We start from the raw sequence: 20288 nt of genomic DNA, 5'->3' as shown, positions 1-20288 counted from the left end.
TCGATCAGTTCTTTCTACGTCTTGCAGAAACGTCGGCATATACAGCTACGATTACGATGATACCTGTGATGATCATCTGCTGTCCTTTACCAAGACCAAATGCCATGATTCCCTGCTGCAGAAGAGAGATAATAAATACACCGATTACTGTACCGCCGATGGATGCAAGTCCACCAACCATGGATGTACCACCCATTACGCAACCAGCGATTGCTTCGTTGTTGTACTGATCGCCGTATCCAGGCTGAACAGTTGTATATGTAGCTACGAAGAACAGTGCTGCAATTCCTACAAGGAATCCACAGATGATATATGCAAGCATGTTCCATTTCTTTGTATCTACACCGGAAAGTCTTACTGCTTCTGTGTTAGATCCCAGGCAAAGAATGTAACGTCCAGGTTTGGTGTTGTAAAGAACGATACCACAGATAACTGCCATTACCAGGAAGATCACCAGACCTACCGGAAATCCTTTGTAAGATACGATGTTACGGAACCAGCCGTTTGTCGGATCACTTGCCAGTGGCCAACTTACGGACTGAGTTTTTGTAAATACAGATGCAATACCTTTTGCGATATTCATGGAAGCCATGGATACGATGAATGGCGGAACTGATAAGTAAGATACCAGCCATCCGTTAAAGATACCAAATGCAAGACCGATCAGTACACAGATTACCATTGCTGCTACACATGGAACTTTGTAGCTTGTCATGCAGTAACCGGATACCAGTGCACAACAGAACATAACCGGTCCAATGGAGAAATCGATTCCTCCTGTTGCGATTACAAATGTAACGCCAAGTGACAGGAAGCCCAGGAAGTATACATAGTTCAGTGTGGACTTGATACTGTCTCCAACAGGGAATTTACTTCCGAGAACCACCTTGAAAACTACGAACATCAGAATCAGGATACAGACAAGTAAGATCCTGTTCAGGCCGAGTTTTTTCACGATTGGATTTTGTTTCAGCTTTTCCAATTTTTCGCCCTCCTTAAAAGTTTTACACACACATCTTGCGTTTTCTATATAATACCGTTAATTGTGCACAAATGTAATGGAATATCTTCCAAAAAAAGGTTAAATATTTACGGTTCGTACATAAATATTTAACCTTTTTTAGAGTTTTTTCACTATTATATTCTTTTTTTAACCATTCCACTCAGGAAAGTTTGAGCGTATTGAACGGAAACAGCAGTTTCTCGATCTCACTTGTATACATATTTTCCGGAGTTACAAGCTCACAACCTGAATTTACATTTTTCTCATAGCTCTTGCCCCGAAGCATAAGGACTGTTTCCTTTACTCCCATATAGCCCATCTTGAAAGCTTTCTGAACAACAAGTCCCTTGAATACTCCATTTTCCATCAGTTGAACGGCTTCCTGCGAGCTGTCTATGCCAACTACCTGAATGCGGTCTTTTGCGCCGGCTGATTTTACAGCACGTGCTGCTCCGACGGAAGAATATTCATTCATTCCGGCTACCATCTTGAGATTTGGATATTTGTCCATCAACTCCAATGTAAGTTTTCGTGACTTCTCGTACTGAGAATCACAGTAAACAACTTCTACGATGTTATCAGCCAGATCACCAAGACCTTTGCGGAAGCCTTCCTCTCGTTCTACTGCCGTAGATACGCCTTTGACATGTGCCACGATTGCGATCTGGTCATCCGGCTCAAGAAGAGAGGCTGCAAATCTGCCCAGTCTCTCTCCGGCCTCCAGGTTGTCCGTCGCAACAGTCAGATCCTGTACCGGCTCTTCTGTATAAGAATCGATAAAGCTTATCCGGATTCCTTTCTTTTTTGCCTCTTCCAGAAGTGCATTTGACTCTGTAAAACTGGAAGGCGAAAAAAGGATCGCATCCGGATTTTCCTCTATGGCTTCTCTCAGAAGTTCATTCTGTCTCTCCACATCGTTTTCCTCAGACGGGGCTTTAACCTCGATTGCCGCATTGTACTCCTGTGCCGCCATTTTACTGCCAAGAATCAGTGACTTCCAGAAATCATTGGTCTTATCTACAACTTTGGGAATATAGATAAGAGAGAGTTTTCGTTCTTCAATCTTCTTTTGCCGATACCAGACTCCTCCACCGATGCCGGCGACCAGACAGACCACCAGGAGGATGCTCAGCCATTTTTTCTGTTTTTTCATAACTGTCCCTCCTGTCTGCCCGGAATCGTGATCGTCGCGGTTGTTCCCTTGCCTTTTTCACTCTCGTAGGTAATGCCGTAGTCGTCTCCATAGTAGAGCTTCAGTCGTTTCTGTACATTATAGACTCCAACTCCATTGGAATGGTAATTCACTTTATGTTTATCATAAATATGTGCAAGCGTCTCTTCATCCATGCCTACCCCGTCATCTATGACCTGAAGCACAGCATTTCCGTTTCTCATAAATCCCTTTACAATAAGAAGTCCTTTGCTCTCTTTGTACTTCAGTCCATGGTAAATGGCATTTTCGATGATCGGCTGAAGAACCAGTTTGATCAGTGGTATATATAATATAGAAGAATCTACATCAATCTGGAATTCCAGTTTGTCTTTATAGCGCATTTTCTGGATCGTCAGATACCCTCTCGCATACTCCACTTCATTTGCGATCGGTACAACTTCATCTTCGTTGCTGATACTCTGACGAAGAAGTCTTGCCAGAGATGCCGTCATCAGTACAACCTCTTCGTTCTTCTTGCCCTCTGCCATCCAGATAATAGAATCCAGTGTATTATAAAGGAAATGTGGATTGATCTGGGACTGCAGTGCCTTCAGTTCACTCTTACGTTTTTCTTCCTGTTCATGGACATTCTGTTCCATCAGTTCCTGTATCCGGTGTGTCATCACATCAAAAGATTTGGTCAGACTGCCGATCTCATTCTTGGAATCTACGACAACATCAGAAACACTGAAATCGCCCTCCTGGACTTTTTTCATAGAATCGCGCAGTTTCTGAATCGGAAGCGTGATACTCCTTGCCATAAATCTTGAAAAAAGAAGTGCCACAATGACCAGTACGATCGCAGTCAGCACGTAAACGCTCTGCGCCTGCCGGCTTTTGCTCAGAAGCTCCCGCACACTGGTACAGTCTACAACCGTCCATCCTGTCTTGTCAGATCTGGAGATGGAATACAGTTTACCATTGTTGCCCGTACCGGTCAGCACGGTATCTTCATCTGTATCCATGATCAGACTGATGTTTTCGGTCTGCAGTTCGTTGTAAAGCTGCTGTTGCTGCGGATGATAGACAATATTTCCCTTTGCGTCGAGGATAAAGGCATAGCCTTTTGTTCCAACGGTACTCTGATCACAGAGTTCACTGATCGCACTGTAATTCAGGTCGATAAAAAAGACGCCTTCTTTTTGACCGCTGCCGCTCCGGTCACGGATTCCTCTGCTTAATGTGATCACCCACGGACGTTCTCCGCTGATAATATGCTGCACATGAGAGGAAGTCAGCATCGGACCATTTGGACTTTTGAGTGCCTTGGCATACCACTCCTGTGTATTAAGGTCAAGATCCTGATTTACAGATTTGCTTCCGTCATTAATCAGCATCCTGCCATTTTTGCTGATAATACCGACATTTCGAATATCACTTCGGCTGTCCAGAATCGTCTGAAACTGATTCAGAATACGGTATCTTCCTTCGTTATCAATCTCATCTGCAAAAAGATAGTCCTGCACGTCTTCATTGCTCGAGATCAGATATGCGATATTTTCCATATAATCGATGTATGAATCGATATTCTGATTCATCTGCTGTATGATCGTATGTGTGTATTCTGATGAATTCTCAAAAATGGAATTGTTTGTAAATCGCATGGAAACACCGGTTACGATCACCACAGCACTTAAGACCAGTACTGCAACTGTTGCAAAAATGACACTCTGGATACTGCTGAATTTCCCAATAAATCTTGCGGACAGATTTTTCTTTTTCATCTGCGCTTCTCCCTTGCATATTCGGTAGGTGTACAGCCTGTCATCTTTTTGAATGAGATTCCGAAATAATGAGGATCAGAGAACCCGACTTTTTCGGCAATCTCATAGTTCTTCATGGTGGTATTCTCAAGCAGTTCTTTTGCCTTTTCCATGCGGGTACGGATCAGTACTTCTGTAAAGGTCTCTCCTGTCTCATCTTTGAAAATAGTACTGAAATAGCTTGTGCTGATATTCAGATAAGAACAGATGCTGTTCAGGCTGAGATCTGGGTCCATGTAATTTTTCTGTATGTAATCGATTGCCAGACGGGCCTGCCGCTCACTGCTGGATGTATTCATCTCAGACAGGATACCAAATACCCGATCCATATGTTTCTGTACAACTTTGCAGGCATCTTCAAAGGATTTCTGTTCTGTAACCTGTCGGAGCAGTTCATCTCTGTCTTCGCGAACTTCATCCATGTTTGCTGAAACATCCTCGCAGGCATTGTCCATAGTTCGAATAACCTGCTGCAGATACATACATGCACGGCTCTTTTCCATCAATGCATGTCGAATGGACTCTTCAATCGTTGCCAGTATCTGATCAACCTGCGCTTTTTGTCCAGTCTTCATGCCCTCCTTAAGTTCTGCCAGTGATTCATCCAGTCCGATTTCCTGTGCCGGATGCTGTTCTTCCATATCAATAAGAAGATTTCCACCCAAAAGATAACGATACTGAAGGGTCTGCTCTGCCATATCATGTGACTGAATCAGTTCTTCTGGATTTTTTACCCATTTTCCGATTCCCATAGAAACATCAAATCCCATCACTTCTTTTGTTTTTTCCTGGATCTCTCGGCAGATTTCTTTGGTTCTGGCAGTAAAATTGCGGCTCCATTTTTCCTGAAACAGAACGCATACACGGTTATTGCCTTCCTGATATGCGATTCCGGCATCTTCTCTGGTGACGATCTCATCGCTGATATTAAACAGAACAAATGCCATAAGGGCACTTTCCTGGCGTTTTTCGGTATCCAGCTGGTACATTCCGGAATAAAGATCTATATCAAAAAGTGCCACACGATAACTGATCGCTGAAATATCGATTCCCATTTCTGCAAGTCTCTGAATGCTTTTGTTAACATCCGTGGTACAGTTCACAAGTGCTTCCATATTTTTGGAACGAATGATCTGTTCATTTTTGTGATATTTTTCGGATGTCTTGGTCAGCCTGTCCATTTTGTATTTTTCGATACGGAGCTGATCTACTTTTTTCTTCATTTTTTCGATCACTCCGGTGAGTTCCATAGCCGTTACCGGCTTGAGGAGATATTCACTGACTCCATATTGAATTGCTTTTTTTGCATATTCAAATTCTCCGAAGCCACTGAAGATCACAATGACAATATCCGGATAATTATCATGCAGGAAATGACTTAGTTCCATGCCATCCATATATGGCATGAGGATATCTGTAAGTACGATATCAACCGGATGCTCTTTTACAAATTCGGCAGCCTGTTTGCCGTTTTCGCAATCGCCGACGAGTTCACAGTCGATTGCTTTCCAGTCGATATTTTCTTTGATGGCATCCCGGACGAGGATCTCGTCATCCACCAGTAGTATTCGATACATGTATTTACTCCCCCATTTTCAAATTCATGTGTCTTGTTAAGTCAGATTGCCCCTGACTATTTTTTGTCAGTATTTTATTGTAGCATGATTTGAGGGATTTTTGTATAAGAAGATGGGATTTTTTGTGGAAGTTGTTGGGAAATGATTGCAATGAGATTTATTATGAACTCTATCGAAACGCAGTAAAGGAGGGAAAGTATGTAGTTGTTTTCCTGCGTACGCGGTGGGAAAAGAAGTACCCCTCCACCGCTGTACTATTGAAATCATAGGGAAATCATTCCAAATTCCAGAGGAAAGCATATAAGAAGGTGACTCTCATTAATAAAATACTATAAAAATCATCAAGCTATTGACTCAGATTCCTGTAAATGCTTCACTAATCATCTGGCTATTGACTCAGATTCCTGTAAGTACTTCGGGGACCATCTGATTTTCCGCACATAATAGACTTGCATTATACTAAGTCTTGTAGAAGTCATCCAATTTCCGGCACTTCACTGACCTTTATCATACTTATTTACTTCCAAGCCATCCAAGCTCGGCCATTTTTGTTGGTCCGTTCAGTACTTACTCTTTTACAGGTCATTCACGGCCCATAATTTCGTGGACCTGCTCAGTACTTACTCTTCTACTGGTCATTCACAGCCCGTAATTTTGTGGACCTGCTCAGCACTTGCTTTAATCTCAGTCATTCATATGCAATATACTGACATTTTTCCCAATAAAATGCCCCACACAGACGTGTGGCCCGGTGGGGTGAATTAAAATAATCTAAATTATTTGACAAAACAATTATCATTCAGCTTCTAAATCCATTTCCAATGCACTACCGGCTATTTGACCGCGTGGCCCGGTGGGGTGTGCGAGGGGAGAGCGGCCTTCGCAACTATGAGCGCCCTCCCCTCGCAGATTTTTACAAAGAACTCAGTTCTTCATATTTCTTCAGAACTTCTTCATAAAGAAATTCCCCCGGATGCAAATTGCAGATTTCCTCCAGAATCTTGCCCGGTGTGTGGCTTTTCTTAATTTCCAGCCATGCATCGCCTTTGTCGTAAAGGAGTGCAGCCGCAGCGGTCTCAATCAGCACTTCCGGCACGACTCCATGTTCATAGATCAGTTTCATTGGTCCGATGATTCGTTCTTTATCCTGAAGCTTCCGCTGTGGCTCTCTTGCATTTCGATCAACTGTATCTACAATTACCTGACTTGTGAATTTTGCCCGGGAAAGTGCTGCAAATTCTTCCTGATCTTTTGGATCATATCCGTAAACTTCACAGAGAACCTTGTTGGTCACTTCGTAATTTTGATCCAGTTTTTTCAGAATCTCCGGATCTTTTCCTGCATCTCTGTAATCCGTGTATCCTTTTACAGCTCCCAGATATGCCAGCACACAGCTTGCAGCATTGTAAGTATACAGTTTTCTGGTAAGAAAATCTCCAAAATCTTTCAGTGGGCGGATTCCCGGCATATCACTTACAAATCCCGGAAGAAGATCTGCATTGCACTGCAGATACGGATAGTTTTCGGAGTTGATGTCAAGCTCTGTTCCCTCTGTCTCAATTGTTGTACAAAATACAGTAGATTCGCTGATGGAAAGATCAAATCCTTCTCCGATCGCATCTTCGAGCACCTGTGCCGGATGTGAAGAGTTTTCGCAGGTAATAATATCGTAATGATGACCTTTCGAAAGTTTTTCTTTCAATTTGACACCTACATCTGTAAGATTTGTGCCGCCTACAGAAACAAGGATCAGTGACGTATCCGCAAAATCTGCATCTTCCCATGTAACTGCGGAGTAATCTTTTACTTCAAAATCTTCTCTCACTTTTCCAAAGAAGTGAATGAGGAAACTTTTCTTTTCCTGCAACTTCTGGATCAGTGCTGCATCTTTATCCACAAAACAGATTTCTTTATCGGATTCTTTCAACAGTCTGGCAAGATATCCTCTTCCGGTCTTTCCTGCTCCGATGATCATGATCTTATTCATTTTTAAGCCATCCCCATTCTTTGATTTTCTCAATTTTTTCTTTGATCATTAAGCCAAGTTCTCCATTTGGATCAATTCCGCATACTTTTTCAAGAACTGCATCAATTCCTTCTTCTTTGACGATTCTTTCAAGCTCAACTGCACTTGGATCCTCCAGATTTCTGTAATAAATGGCTGCTGCGATCGCTGTGCAAAGATTTTCCGGTTTGATGCCACAGGCGAGTACCATTCTTGCAGATCCTACCAGACGATCGTCTTTGCCAAGTTTTCTGAGTGGATCACGGGCATTTCTTTCAATCGAATCTACAATTGTATAATCCTGTAATTTGTGCAGGGATGTCTGAGTAAACGCCATCTGATCTTCCAGCGGGATTCCATGCTTCTCAGAAAGGGCTTTGCCTGTTTCATGATATACACCATCCAGGATCTTCAGGATTCTCTCATCATGTGCAGCCTCTGCCAGTACTTCATATCCAAGCAGTGCTCCCAGGAAAGAAGTGCTTCCGTTTGCAGCATTGTATGTATAAAATTTTCTTTCCAGGAATCCGGAAAATCCGGTCAGGGCATCCATATATTTAATTTCCGGAAGCTTGCCTTTGACACGGTCTGCATCTACCGGAAGATACCAGTAATCCTGTACATTGACGATCAGCGGATCTTTTTCCAGAAGTTCCTTTGGTGCTTCAATTCCGGAACGCATAATGACAGACTCTGTAAATCCAACATATTTGTCAAGGTATTCTTTTGTATCTTCGGAAATGCCAGCTTCTACACCATCCTGAAGGATTTTTGCCGGCTGCTTCCAGTTTTCACAGGTAACAAAGTTAAGATATCCACCTTTTTTGGCTTTTGCTTCGATACCTTTGATATAAAATGGTACGATCTCCTGAAGATTTTTTCCGCCGACTGCATCAAAAACAACATCGGCCTCTGCAATTGCTTCTGTTATCTCATCTACCTGACTGAATTTAAGAGCACGGGCATTTTTTACAACATAATTTTTTTCCGGTGCACCCAGAATATTAATGGTGTACTGTCCCCGCTCATTGATCAGATCTGCCAGTGCATCTACTTTTTCTACAAATACAAAATCAATATCGGAAAGGCTCAAAAGATGAGCGATAAAACCTCTTGCTATTTTTCCTGCTCCAAAAATCACACAACTCATTGACTTATCCTCCTGAATTCCTGAAATTCCTGTTTTAAATCTCTGTATATTTTTTTGTATAACTGAAATCTTTCCTTTAATCTTTTATTTTCCTGCGGCTGTATTGCAGAAGCGTAGCTGCACATATCTGTGACTGCAGTCTGGACATCCGGATACCATTTTTCTCCGACCGCTCCAATCATACATGCGCCATATGCTGACGTATCTTCTTCCTCCGCACGCACAAATGGAATTCCGAACAGATCCGCTTTTAGCTGTAATAATTCTCTGTTTCTTGTTGCACCACCTGCGCAGATCATCTGCCGGATATTTTCTTTCGGAAGTGCTTCCATAATGTGCCATGTGGAAAAGGCTACCCCCTCCATAACCGCATATGCCATATCTTCTCTTGTCGTATCAGCTTCGATTCCGAAGAAAACGCCACGTGCCTGTGCATCATAGATTGGTGCTCGTTCCCCGTTTACATACGGAAGAAAAAGCGGCATTTTCTTTTTATTTCGATATTTTTCGTAACTGACATTTGCCAGTTCCAGTTCTCTGAGACCAAAATCCAGTGAACCACCACTCGAAGCCGTCACTCCGTAAGCCACACAACCATTGAGATACGGTGATGCAATCACTTTTTCATCCTGTACAAGTGCTTCTGTGATCATGCCTACATGTTCACTGGTTCCCGTTACATCAAAACAGTCTCCCGGCTTCACGATTCCCATTCCAAGAAGAGACGCATAAAAATCATTACATCCTGTGTAAACCGGAATCCCTGTTTTTAATCCACATTCCACTGCTGTTGCTTCAAGCAGTGTCCCAACCTGTTCAAACGGAGACTGCAGAGACGGTAAAATTTTGTCGGAAATTCCAAGATATGTAAGAAATTTCTGACTGTACTTCCCAGTTTGCTGATTTGCCAGCCCTCGCCAGGAATACTGATCGCTGCCGTTTTTTCCTGTCAGGTAACGACAGATACATTCTTTTGGTTGACAGATGTTTTGTGGTATATGATCCGGCTCCGTCCGTTTCTGCAGATAATGGATTCTTGGTATCGGGTAAGATACCAGTGACGGATGAATCATTGAAATCTCTGTTACAAATTCTTCCGAAGTAAACACTTTCCGTAATTCTTTCAGTTCCTCTTCTCCCCCGCTGTCTCTCCAGGAAAGAACCTTTCCATCCATGATATAAGTTCCCACCTGCGAAGAAAGAGAAATTGCTGTAATTTTCTGTGTATCAAGCTGGCAAAAAGCCTCCCGGATCGCATGCATCCATTCTTCTACAGTGTTTTCCTGATAACGACAGCTTGCTTTCTGAATGTTTCCTGCCTGATCCACACAGACAATTTTTACGGACGACGTTCCCAGATCAATTCCGGCGATCATGGCTGAAACTCCGCTTTGACAAAGCCTCTCGGACGCATGCGCACCATGGAAATGCCTTTTTCAAACTCATCCAGCGGCATCGTTTCTGATACAAAATCTTCGATATTTATTACACCTGATGCCATCAGGTCAATCGCTTTCTGATGCATGTTCCAGTTGTTTCCGGCCCCGATCAGATGAAGATTATTGATGTGAATATCATCAATTCGGATCTGCATAGTCTTGCCTCTTCCGTATCCTTCAAGAACCACTGTGCCTCCTTTTTTGCAGAGACGAAGTGCTTTCTGAATGCATTCTTCCATTCCGGTTGCATCAATGATCACGTCTGTTCCATCCGGATGAAGTTTTTTCATTTCTTCTTCAAGGTCCTGTTCTTTTGTTGCTATAAAATGATCTGCACCGTGTTTTCTGGCAAGTTCTTCTCTGCCACGGCTGGATGCGCAGACTACGATATCACGAAGTCCCATGGCTCTCGCAACAACCAGAGTGCAAAGCCCGATAGAACCTGCTCCCATGATCAGGCAGGTATCGCCAAGTTTTGCATGGGATTTTTTCATGGTTCCAAGTGCTACTCCAAGAGGTTCTGCCAGTGCTGCATGTGCAAAGGAAACATTTTCCGGAAGTTTACAGAGCCCGTAGGCTGGAACGATCACGTATTCTGCGTAAGCCCCATCCATTTTGAAACCAATTTCCTTAAAGGACTTACAGTAGCGCCATTCGCCTCTCCGGCATGCAGGACAGGTCAGGCAGACAACATCATTACTTCCTGTCACACGCTCACCTAACCATTTCGGATCAACGTTTTCACCCAGTGCATCAACAATTCCACTCCATTCATGACCAGGAATCAACGGATACTTTGCTGCAATATTTCCATCCAGTACTTCCAGATCTGTTGCACAGATCGCGGCACGTTTTACTTTCACTCGAACAAACCCTTTTGGCGGTTCCGGAACCGGCATGTCCTTAAGGACCATGGTCCCTGGTTTCTCAATTACTACTGCTTTCATAAAATCCTCTCTTTCCCGGTTTTTACCGTTGTTTCTGTATATTTTTTCGTTTTATTTTTGTCTGCATTTCTTATACATACTGCCTCTGTTTTTGCTTGTTATCCATTCCACTCTATGCGTTTTTGATTCTGGCAGAATGTTGTAAAATCTGTCTTTCTGCCGCCTCTGTCAGAATTCTGTAAGCTGTCTTTCTACTGCTTCTGTCAGAATGCCGTAAGTTGTCTTTCTGCTGCAATCCAGGCAGCTCCTGCTGCTGCACGTTTCTCGTCATATTTAAAAATCCTCGTCTGTTCCGGAAGATATGTTTTTAAATTTTTCTGCAGTTCTGTAAAAATTTCCGGTACCTGCTCAATCAATTTTCCACTCAACAAAACCGTTGATATATCAAAAAGGACAGCAGAATTTGTAATTGCCATTGCAAGATATCCTGCTGCGTCCTGCAGAATCCCGGATTTTCCAGGCATATCCTGTGCAAAATCCTGTATTTTCCGGCCGGTCTTTTTTTCAATTGCAGAAATCGTTGCAAGACTGTTCAATGTCTGTATTTTCCGGTCTTTTGCCTGAATCAGAGTATTTCCGATTTCCAGCATCCCCGGTGCTTTAATAAAATCGCCGTTTTTGAATACTGACATACCAATTCCGTAATCTATACGAAACAAAATCACATCTTCTCCAAACATGGATACATTCGAAGCAACAAGGCAGTCCGGGTCATGTGCCAGATATACCGGTACTTCGTATCGCTCTGTAAAAATTTCACAAAGCGGCACGTCTTTCCAGCCCGGACATTCTTTCAGATAAAGGGAAAGACCTTTTTGCTCATCAACTGCACTCTGCATGGAAATTCCCATTGCAAGAATTGTTCTGTCTTTGTATTTCTGATAGAGTTCATCCGCCAACTGATATACGCTCGTCAGAAGCCCTTCCTTTGAAGTGCAGTCCGCCGTTCCTGTTATCTGCTCAAGGACTTCATTTTGCAGGTTCTGGATCACTGCTGTGATTCCGCTGCTGTTGATATCAATTCCAAGAATAAGATTCTGTTGTCCGTTAATTTTGAGACAGGTTGGTTTTCTTCCGGCTGTCTGAGTCATATCTTTCTCTTCTATGATCAGATTCTGGTTCAGCAATCTTGTAACAATCTGAGAAACACCACCCCAGCTCAGTCCCGTAAGATCCTGAAGTTTTCGCCTGGTCAGAGGACCCTGCTCACGGATAATCTTCAGAACTTCATTCAGATTCATCTCTCGCATATGCAATTGATTAATTACTTTATTTTCCATGTATCGGGCTCCTTTATCATTGTTATTTTTTCATCGTCTTATCTATTTTTATTGTCTGATTCATTCCTGTTATCTGTTTTGTTTTCTTGTTTCATCTTTCATTGACATTTATATCACGCAGTGATAAAATTGTCAATAAGCAAACTTATATTTTTTCAGGAGGTTACTTATGGGATTAAAAAATGAAATATTAAATAAACATCTTACAGAAGACCAGATTGGAATCTTTTATCTCGGACAGGTTGGCTTTCTTATGAAGTTTCGTGAAAAATATGTTCTGATTGATGGATATCTCTCTGATTATGTAGACCAGAACTGCTGCAGTGAACTGGTTCAGTGGGTCCGCCGCTACCCTGCACCGATTACAGGCGACGAACTGGATTTTGTTGATTACGTCTTCTGCACGCATGCACATTATGATCATGCGGATCCTGATACCCTCTCTGCGATTGCCCGCGTAAATCCAAAAGCACGGTTTGTTGTACCACAGGCAATTGTCCCGGTTATTGAAAAATATGATATTGCAGGAAACCGTATTCAGGGAGTTTGTACCGATAAGGAATATGTTTTGGATGAGGATATCTCTTTTACGGCAATTCCGTCTGCACATGAGGAACTGCATCCGGACGGAAACGGGGGATATGAAGAAGTCGGCTATCGTTTTGCATTTGGAGATGTCACGTTGTATCATTCCGGGGATTGCTGTATGTATGATGGACTGACAGAGCGAATCATGGATACGGATATTCTGATGCTTCCAATTAACGGGCGGGATTATTACAGAAATCGCGGGGATATTATCGGATGCTTTGACAGTGTTGAAGCCCTTACTCTTGCAAAAGAGGCACATTGTAAGATGCTGATTCCGACGCATTTTGATCTGTATGACGTAAATGCGGTGAACCCGGCATATTTTGTGGATTGTCAGCAACGGATCAATCCTGCACAGAGGTATCATATCTTCATGCCAGGCGAGGGATTTATATATGGGTGATTATGATTCCTCTGGCACGCGTAGTGGGGGGATGTGAAGATTTATAGTATAAATTTCATAGATACGCGGGCATGAGTTATACAAGTGAATTTCCTATGATACGCGGGCATGAGTAGAAGTAACTCTGTCCTGTGACACGCTATGTTTTCGGATTTTCTTCGTGCGCTTATTATCCCCTTCCTTTCGTTAACTCGCTTCGCTCAGACAGAACACAGGAAGGGGAAGCTAGCACTCAGAAAATCTCGAAAGCCTCGCTGAGTCACTGGACAGAGTTACTTCTCTCCACCCGCTGAACTGTGGAAATCATAAGGAAATGTTGCGGCTTGCTGTCAGATAGTATAGAAAATGGTCCGTGATTGACTCGATCTACAGTAAGTGCTATGGAAACCATCTAAATTTTCCCCTTTTATGGACTCTTATTATAGTAAGTCTCATGAGAGTCATCAAATTTCAAGCACTTTATTGACCTCCAAAGTACTTACTCCCTTCCTGACCATCCAAGACCAGGGAATTTCGTGGGCCTACTCAATACTTTCTCTTCTTCTGGTCATCCGCGGTCGGAAATTTCGTGGACTTGTTTAATACTTGCTTTAATCTCAGCCATCTACAATTCAAAAAACTGATATTTTTCCAATAAAAAGCCCCACACAGGCAGCGTGGCCCGGTGGGGTAAATCAAACTATTACATATTCATAGAAACTCCCCTTTAGTTCTTCTCCAGCAAACTACCGGCACCTTAACCGCGTGGCCCGGTGGGGAGTTCGAGGGGAGAGCGGCCTTCGCAACTGTGAGCGCCTCCCCTCGCAGAGTTTTCAATTGTCAAATTGGATGATTGACCGGTTTAAGGGCAGTTCCCTTATTTTACGATAAATCCCTCTTCATCCCACAGATCATGCCAGTCTTTTGCGCCTTCCCACAGGAATACCTGTCCTTTTACCAGACGGTTTCCTTTTTCGAGTGTGCCGATCTTAGCCATTTCTTCCTCTGTCAGCGGATCTTCTGTCACGCATTTCAGGTTACTTGTATAGTTATGTACAGAGAATGGAATGGAAATCTCACCTCTCTGATGTGCCCATTTCAGAGCGATCAGTGCCGGATGTACATCATGTGCTTTAGCGATTTCCTGCATTTCCGGTGTCTGCATATCAGCAACATCTTCCGGGCAGATATCTCTCTCTGGTCGTCTTGGTGAACCAAGTGGCATGTAGCCTACTGGCTGAATGTTGTGAGCTACCAGATAGTCAAACTGCTCCTGCTGCTGGAAGCATGGATGAAGTTCCAGCTCACAAGCTGCCGGTTTGATTTTCATCAGTGGCAGAACAGCTTCCAGTTTCGGAATAGTCATATTTGAGATTCCGATATAACGGATTTTACCTTTTTCTACCAGTTCTTCACACTGACGATAGGTATCCATGAATTCTTCCACACTGAACGGTCTGGAATCTGGATTTCTGGAATCTACATCACAGAATGGTGCATGATAGTTCGGGAATGGCCAGTGGATGAAATAGAGATCCACATAATCACACTGGAGATCCTGAATACTCTTTGTGCAGGCTTCTTCTACTTTTCTGTGCATGTCGTTCCATACTTTTGTCATGATGAAGAGTTCTTTTCTCTCTACAACGCCTTCATCCATTGCTTCTTTGAAAACTTTTCCGATCTGATCTTCGTTTCCATAGCATGCAGCACAGTCAAACATACGATAACCACTGCGAATCGCACCTGCAACTGCTACAGATACATCCTCCGGACTTACTCTGTCAGAACCAAAGGTTCCCATTCCCATACACGGAACTTCTTCTCCTGACGGAAGTGTTACTTTCGGCACGATTGCCGGATTGATAAATTCTGCCATTTTTGTTTCCTCCTGATTTTGAAATTATTATATAGTTTTCGCTTTGTTAGTTACATTATCATACAAGCATGGACAATCTGACGAATTTGAAAACCGCAAAATTCTAATTATTCCTGCCTGACTCAACTTACATTGCTTAGAATACTTACTGTAATTTTTCAATCTTGATCTGTGGTAACAGTTTCTCCATATCTTCCATTACGAAAAATCCTGTCTCTTCACGCATCGCTGCCGCTGCCGAGATTGCACTTGCTCTTCTCAGGGTTTCTTCCAGAGAAAGTCCCTCACTTAATCCAAGTGCAAAGCCTGCAATCATAGAGTCTCCGCATCCCACTGTATTCACTGCATCAATCTTCGGAACGATTGCCCGGAAGATACCCTCTTCCCCAACTGCAAGTGAACCATCCGCACCAAGTGAAACCGCTACGATCTCCACACCCTTTTCATGAATCGCTTTTGCCGCATCAATGATATCCTGTATATTATCACAATGCTTTCCTGTCAGCATACGGATCTCATCAATATTAGGTTTGATCAGTGTCGGGCATGCCTCAATTCCCATTTCCAGAAGTTTTCCGCTGGTATCAAGAATCACCGGCTTACCAGCCTCTTTTGCAATCCTGACCAGTCTCTGATATGCCGTTCCGTCAAGACCTTTCGGTACACTGCCAGACATAGATACAACATCTGCGCCTTTGACCAGTTCTGTAAATTTCTTTTCAAATCCCTGGAAATCTTCTTCTGTCAGAGTAAATCCCGGCTCCAGAAATTCTGTCTGCACGTGATTCACCTCATCCCAGATATTGATGCAGGATCTGCTCTCTGCATCTACATGATAAAATTCACCTTTGATTCCAAACGGTTTGAGGGCATCCTCGATGTAATTTCCTGCATGACCACCAACAAATCCGGTAGCCACTACCTCCGCACCATAGATGGATGCCGGTTTGGATACGTTAAGACCCTTGCCTCCGGGAACATAAGAACATTCTCGGACGCGGTTTACTTCGCCTACTTTATAATCATCTACCACATATCGTTTGTCAATTGCGGCATTTAATGTAACTGTCAGTATCATTTTATTCTTCCTCGTTTGATAAAAGGATTTTGCCCTTTACAAGTCCTGGTGTCTTGAATAACTGGAATGCTTCCTGAGTCTGACTCATCGGAATCTTTTTGTAAATGAATCCCGGGTCAAATTTCAGCTGACCAGTTGCAAAATAATGTGCAGTCAGATCCCATTCACGTCCCGGATATGGTGCACTGTAGGACATCCAGGAACCAGTCAGTTTGAACTCTTTACGGTTCATGTTCTCCCACTGTTTTGGTGTAAAGGTCAGATTCTCATGTGGTGTTCCGATGAAGCATACATGTGCTTTGTTTGCTGCCAGCTCAAATGCCATATGCATGGTCGGCACCTGTCCTGCTGTCTCAAATACAAATCCATATCCCTTGCCACCTGTGATTGCCATAGCTTTTTCCATGTAATCTTCTTCTGTTGTATTAATGACTTCGTCTGCGCCAAGACGTTTTGCAAGTTCCAGACGTTCATCGCTGATATCGAATACAACTACCTTTTTGGATCCGAAGATCTTTGTCCACTGCATAGTGAACATTCCGACAGTACCACCTCCGAGGATTGCCACATATTCTCCACCATGATAATCATTCTGGAATACACCATGGATTGCTACTGTTGCAGGCTCGAACATTGCACCCTGTTCGTAGGAAACACTTTTGTCAAACGGAACTGCATTCTGTTCCGGAACAACTACATAATCTGCGTTGCTTCCCTGCTGTCTGGAACCAATAAAGCTGTAATGTTTGCAAAGAGAGAAGTTGCCCTGCTGACAGTCATCGCATTTCATACATGGAAGAAGCGGTGCTCCGGATACACGGTCGCCAACTTTTACCTTGGTCACGCCTTCGCCAACTTCTACAACATCACCAGAAAATTCATGTCCGAGAACGATCGGATAAAAATGAACTCCGTTATTGAGAACTCGCGGAATATCAGATCCGCAGATACCTGAATATCTGACACGGATTTTAACTGCGCCTTTGGTTACCTTTGGTTCTTCAATTTCCTGATACTGTACATCTTCGTTTGCAACTACTACTGCTGCTTTCATGATATGTAATCTCCTTTCGTGAAAGGAGGGAAAGCCCTTTTTCTTCCATTCAAAAATGGAGACGTATCCGAGGGGGCGAGTGTCGCCCCCTCAGACTCCCCCTGCATTAAAAGCCAAAATTCTCTTGGTTGTTCCATGCAGAAGGTTGTGGTGAGGGTATTCTCTCCTGGTTGTTTATGTAGGTCAGATGTCCTGTATGGGGACATTCTATTGATTATATAATCTCAATTGTTCCAAAATAGAAGAACTCCTGTATGGGGACATTCTATTGGTAACATGTTTTTATTTCGCGGTCATCATATGGGCAAGAGACTTATAGAGTTCAAGGTAAGTCTGATAGGTCTGATCATAAACTGCCCTGTTCTCCGGATTTGGCTCATGGTGGCGGGTTTCTTTGACGGTGAGGGAAACTGCCTCATCGTAGTCTTTATAAAAGCCCACACCTACTCCGGCCAGAAGTGCTGCACCAAGGGTTGTCGCAGTATCAGATGCCGGTACAACGATTGGTTTTCCTGTGATATCAGATTTGATCTGTGTCCAGAGAAGAGAGTTTGCAGAGCCTCCCATAGCTCTTAAAACTTCGACTTTTGCTCCGGCTTCTTCGGCAATCTCAAGGTTATGCTTCAAAGAAAGTGCTACACCTTCCATGCATGCACGTACCATATGACCTTTTGTCTTGGCAAAATCCAGTCCATAGAAAACGCCTTTTGCGTATGGATTCCAGATCGGGGAACGTTCACCGGACATGTATGGAAGGAATACCATTCCGTCACAGCCCGGAGCAACCTTTTCTGCAATCTCATTGAGCTGATTCAAAGAAGAAACACCAGTCTGCTCTTTCATTATTCGTTCGTAGTCTGCGAATTCGTGTTCAAACCAGCGCATGACTCCACCGCCTCCGGTAGTTCCGCCCTGGAGAAGCCACTTGTCCGGGATAACGTGATAGCCGAGGATCAGTCTTGGATCGGCTTTGTATTCGTCCATGCAGATGCTCATTCCGCCCGCCTGTCCACCCTGTTCCTGGGTTTCGCCCGGATGGATAACTCCTGCACCAAGGGTTCCACAGGCTGCATCCAGTCCGCCGGCAACAACCGGAGTACCTTCTGCCAGACCACACTCCTGTGCTGCCTTTGCCGTAACTGTGCCAACTACATGATCACAGTTGCAGATCTCCGGCAGGAAATCCATCGGAATACCAAGACGTTCGCACATTTCTTCATCCCAACAGCCTTTTTTCATATCGAAACAGTGTACTCCATATCCCTGAGATACATCCTGCGTAATAGCATCTGTCAGTTTGAATGCAATGTAACTGTTTGACTGAAGGATCTTGTAGATATTCGCATAAACTTCCGGCAGATTTTCTTTGTACCAGATGATTTTGGCAGTTGTATAAGACGGCTGAAGAGAGTTTCCTGCCACCTCAAAAATCTTATCTGCTCCGATCTCCTGATTCAGCCGGTCGCAGATTGACTGTGCTCTGGTATCCATCCAGATTGGTGTGTTTGTAAGAACATTTCCTTCTTTGTCAATAGCAATTGCTGACCAGCTCTGTCCATCAATCCCTACACCGGCAATCTCTTCCGGTGCGATCCCGGCTTTTTGAACAGTCTCTTTTGTGGCACCACAAACTGCGGTCCACCATTCTTCCGGATTCTGCTCCGCCCATCCCTCGTGCGGATAATATACCGGATAATCGCCATTTGCTGCTGCCAGAACCTTTCCGGTTCTGTCAAACACAGCAACTTTGCAGGCACTTGTTCCGATATCGATTCCAAGTAAATATGATTTTTTCATTTTGCTGCTCCCATTTCTCCGGAAAATCCGGATACCTTCTTTTTTGCAAATATCTTACTGTTTGCAGTACTCTGCATCTTTTCGCTCAGTTTTCTTATCTGACTCGCTCAATCTGTAATTGCACTTACTGATTTGCCTTCGATGATTTCTGTCTGAAGCTTTTCTGTGAAAAGCTCCCCGGATTCCTGACTGCCATTTTCCAGATGTTCCAGCATGATCCGTGCCACTTCCCTTGCGATTCCATCCGTCGGTTGTGACACGATCGTCAGCTTCGGATTGCAGGCTCTGGCAAACTGCAGATTGTCAAAACCGATCATCGAAAGCTGCTCCGGAATCTGTATTCCCAGTTCATTAACTCCGATCATGGCACCCATTGTCATCTCGTAATTTGTAACAAATACTGCTGTCATGTCCGGATTCTTCTGAACCAGCTCTTCCAGACTTCTGGCCCCACCCTGAATGGTATAATCTCCATGACAGATCAGAGATTCTCTGACCGGAATCCCGGCTTTTTGCATTGCCCTGTAGTATCCGGCCAAACGTTCCTGCGCTGTAAAAATCCCCTTCGGGCCACCGATGATACCAATATATCTGTGCCCTCTTTCTATAAACTGCCGCACTGCATCTTCGGCCGCCTTTTCATTGTCCACAAGCACACTGTCACAATTGATTCCCTGAATCCTGCGGTCAATCAGAACGATCGGTTTTCCTGTTTTTTGAAATTTCTTTAAATGTGCACCTTCTTCATCCACCGGCATATTGATAATTCCATCCACACGCCTGCGAATCAGAAATTCTACCGCTTCGCGTTCCAGCTTCTTATCTGTACGACAATCGCATACAATCGTTGCATACCCATGACTACGCAGGACGTCTTCCATGCCGGTGATGATCTCGGCACAAAACGTGTTGTTCAGTTCCGGTATCACAACACCGATTGTTTTCGTCGCATTGGTCTTAAGCCCTCTTGCAACCTCATTGACTTCGTAGTGAAGTTCCTCAATGGCTTCTTCGATCTTTATTCTGTTTTTCTCTCTGACATTCCCTCCATTAAAATAGGAAGAAATTGTTGCCAGACCAAGTCCTGTCCGTCTGGCAATGTCCTTCATCGTCGCTGCCATTTTGCTTCA

15 protein-coding genes are annotated in these 20288 nt (G+C 43.6%); 1 reads left to right on the top strand and 14 read right to left on the bottom strand.

Annotated features, from left to right (window positions below):
• Positions 1-4: 4 nt before the first annotated feature.
• The 9 genes from KQI91_RS04855 to KQI91_RS04815 all read right to left on the bottom strand — a co-directional run bounded on the left by KQI91_RS04855 (position 5) and on the right by KQI91_RS04815 (position 12377).
• Positions 5-982 carry an ABC transporter permease gene (locus tag KQI91_RS04855; protein WP_216391733.1) on the bottom strand — a complete coding sequence of 326 codons (978 nt, stop codon included), beginning with the start codon at positions 980-982 and terminating at the stop codon, positions 5-7.
• Positions 983-1163: 181 nt separating this feature from the next.
• Positions 1164-2156, bottom strand: a complete 993-nt coding sequence (locus tag KQI91_RS04850) for a substrate-binding domain-containing protein (protein WP_216391732.1) — start codon at positions 2154-2156, stop codon at positions 1164-1166.
• Positions 2153-3940: a cache domain-containing sensor histidine kinase gene (locus KQI91_RS04845; RefSeq protein WP_216391731.1), complete on the bottom strand. Its 1788-nt coding sequence runs from the start codon at positions 3938-3940 to the stop codon at positions 2153-2155. Before KQI91_RS04845 ends, KQI91_RS04850 begins: the two co-directional genes overlap by 4 nt.
• On the bottom strand, positions 3937-5556 hold the full coding sequence (locus tag KQI91_RS04840; RefSeq protein WP_216391730.1) for a response regulator: 1620 nt from the start codon (positions 5554-5556) through the stop codon (positions 3937-3939). Before KQI91_RS04840 ends, KQI91_RS04845 begins: the two co-directional genes overlap by 4 nt.
• A gap of 913 nt (positions 5557-6469) precedes the next feature.
• Complete coding sequence (locus KQI91_RS04835; protein ID WP_216391729.1) at positions 6470-7543, bottom strand: hypothetical protein; 1074 nt, start codon at positions 7541-7543, stop codon at positions 6470-6472.
• Positions 7536-8711, bottom strand: coding sequence for a hypothetical protein (locus tag KQI91_RS04830; protein WP_216391728.1), 1176 nt, complete (start codon positions 8709-8711; stop codon positions 7536-7538). The genes KQI91_RS04835 and KQI91_RS04830 overlap by 8 nt, the downstream gene beginning before the upstream one ends.
• Complete coding sequence (locus tag KQI91_RS04825) at positions 8708-10087, bottom strand: xylulokinase (protein ID WP_216391727.1); 1380 nt, start codon at positions 10085-10087, stop codon at positions 8708-8710. Before KQI91_RS04825 ends, KQI91_RS04830 begins: the two co-directional genes overlap by 4 nt.
• Positions 10084-11097: a zinc-dependent alcohol dehydrogenase gene (locus KQI91_RS04820; RefSeq protein ID WP_216391726.1), complete on the bottom strand. Its 1014-nt coding sequence runs from the start codon at positions 11095-11097 to the stop codon at positions 10084-10086. Before KQI91_RS04820 ends, KQI91_RS04825 begins: the two co-directional genes overlap by 4 nt.
• 203 nt (positions 11098-11300) lie before the next feature.
• Positions 11301-12377 (bottom strand): ROK family protein, encoded by a 1077-nt coding sequence (locus KQI91_RS04815; protein ID WP_216391725.1) that lies wholly within the window; start codon positions 12375-12377, stop codon positions 11301-11303.
• 169 nt (positions 12378-12546) lie between these two features.
• Here KQI91_RS04815 and KQI91_RS04810 point away from each other — a divergent pair, with 169 nt between their 5' ends.
• On the top strand, positions 12547-13371 hold the full coding sequence (locus KQI91_RS04810; protein WP_216391724.1) for an MBL fold metallo-hydrolase: 825 nt from the start codon (positions 12547-12549) through the stop codon (positions 13369-13371).
• A gap of 856 nt (positions 13372-14227) precedes the next feature.
• Here the strand turns inward: KQI91_RS04810 and KQI91_RS04805 are convergent.
• The 5 genes from KQI91_RS04805 to KQI91_RS04785 form a co-directional block, all read right to left on the bottom strand.
• The gene (locus KQI91_RS04805; protein ID WP_216391723.1) at positions 14228-15229 is read right to left on the bottom strand and encodes an aldo/keto reductase; all 1002 of its coding nucleotides are present in this window, start codon (positions 15227-15229) and stop codon (positions 14228-14230) included.
• Between the two features lie 145 nt (positions 15230-15374).
• Positions 15375-16307 (bottom strand): 1-phosphofructokinase, encoded by a 933-nt coding sequence (gene pfkB, locus KQI91_RS04800; RefSeq protein WP_216391722.1) that lies wholly within the window; start codon positions 16305-16307, stop codon positions 15375-15377.
• A gap of 1 nt (position 16308) precedes the next feature.
• Positions 16309-17361, bottom strand: a complete 1053-nt coding sequence (locus tag KQI91_RS04795; RefSeq protein ID WP_216391721.1) for a galactitol-1-phosphate 5-dehydrogenase — start codon at positions 17359-17361, stop codon at positions 16309-16311.
• Positions 17362-17643: 282 nt separating this feature from the next.
• The gene (gene xylB, locus KQI91_RS04790) at positions 17644-19158 is read right to left on the bottom strand and encodes a xylulokinase (RefSeq protein WP_216391720.1); all 1515 of its coding nucleotides are present in this window, start codon (positions 19156-19158) and stop codon (positions 17644-17646) included.
• A 107-nt stretch (positions 19159-19265) separates the two neighbouring features.
• Entirely contained in the window at positions 19266-20279 is a 1014-nt protein-coding gene (locus KQI91_RS04785) for a LacI family DNA-binding transcriptional regulator (RefSeq protein WP_216391719.1), read from the bottom strand.
• Positions 20280-20288 lie beyond the last annotated feature (9 nt).

The sequence above is a fragment of the Blautia sp. MSJ-19 genome, assembly GCF_018918125.1.
Classification (GTDB): Bacteria; Bacillota; Clostridia; order Lachnospirales; family Lachnospiraceae; genus Blautia_A.
Note: the sequence above shows the minus strand (reverse complement) of the source record. Positions and strands in the feature narration are given on the sequence as shown.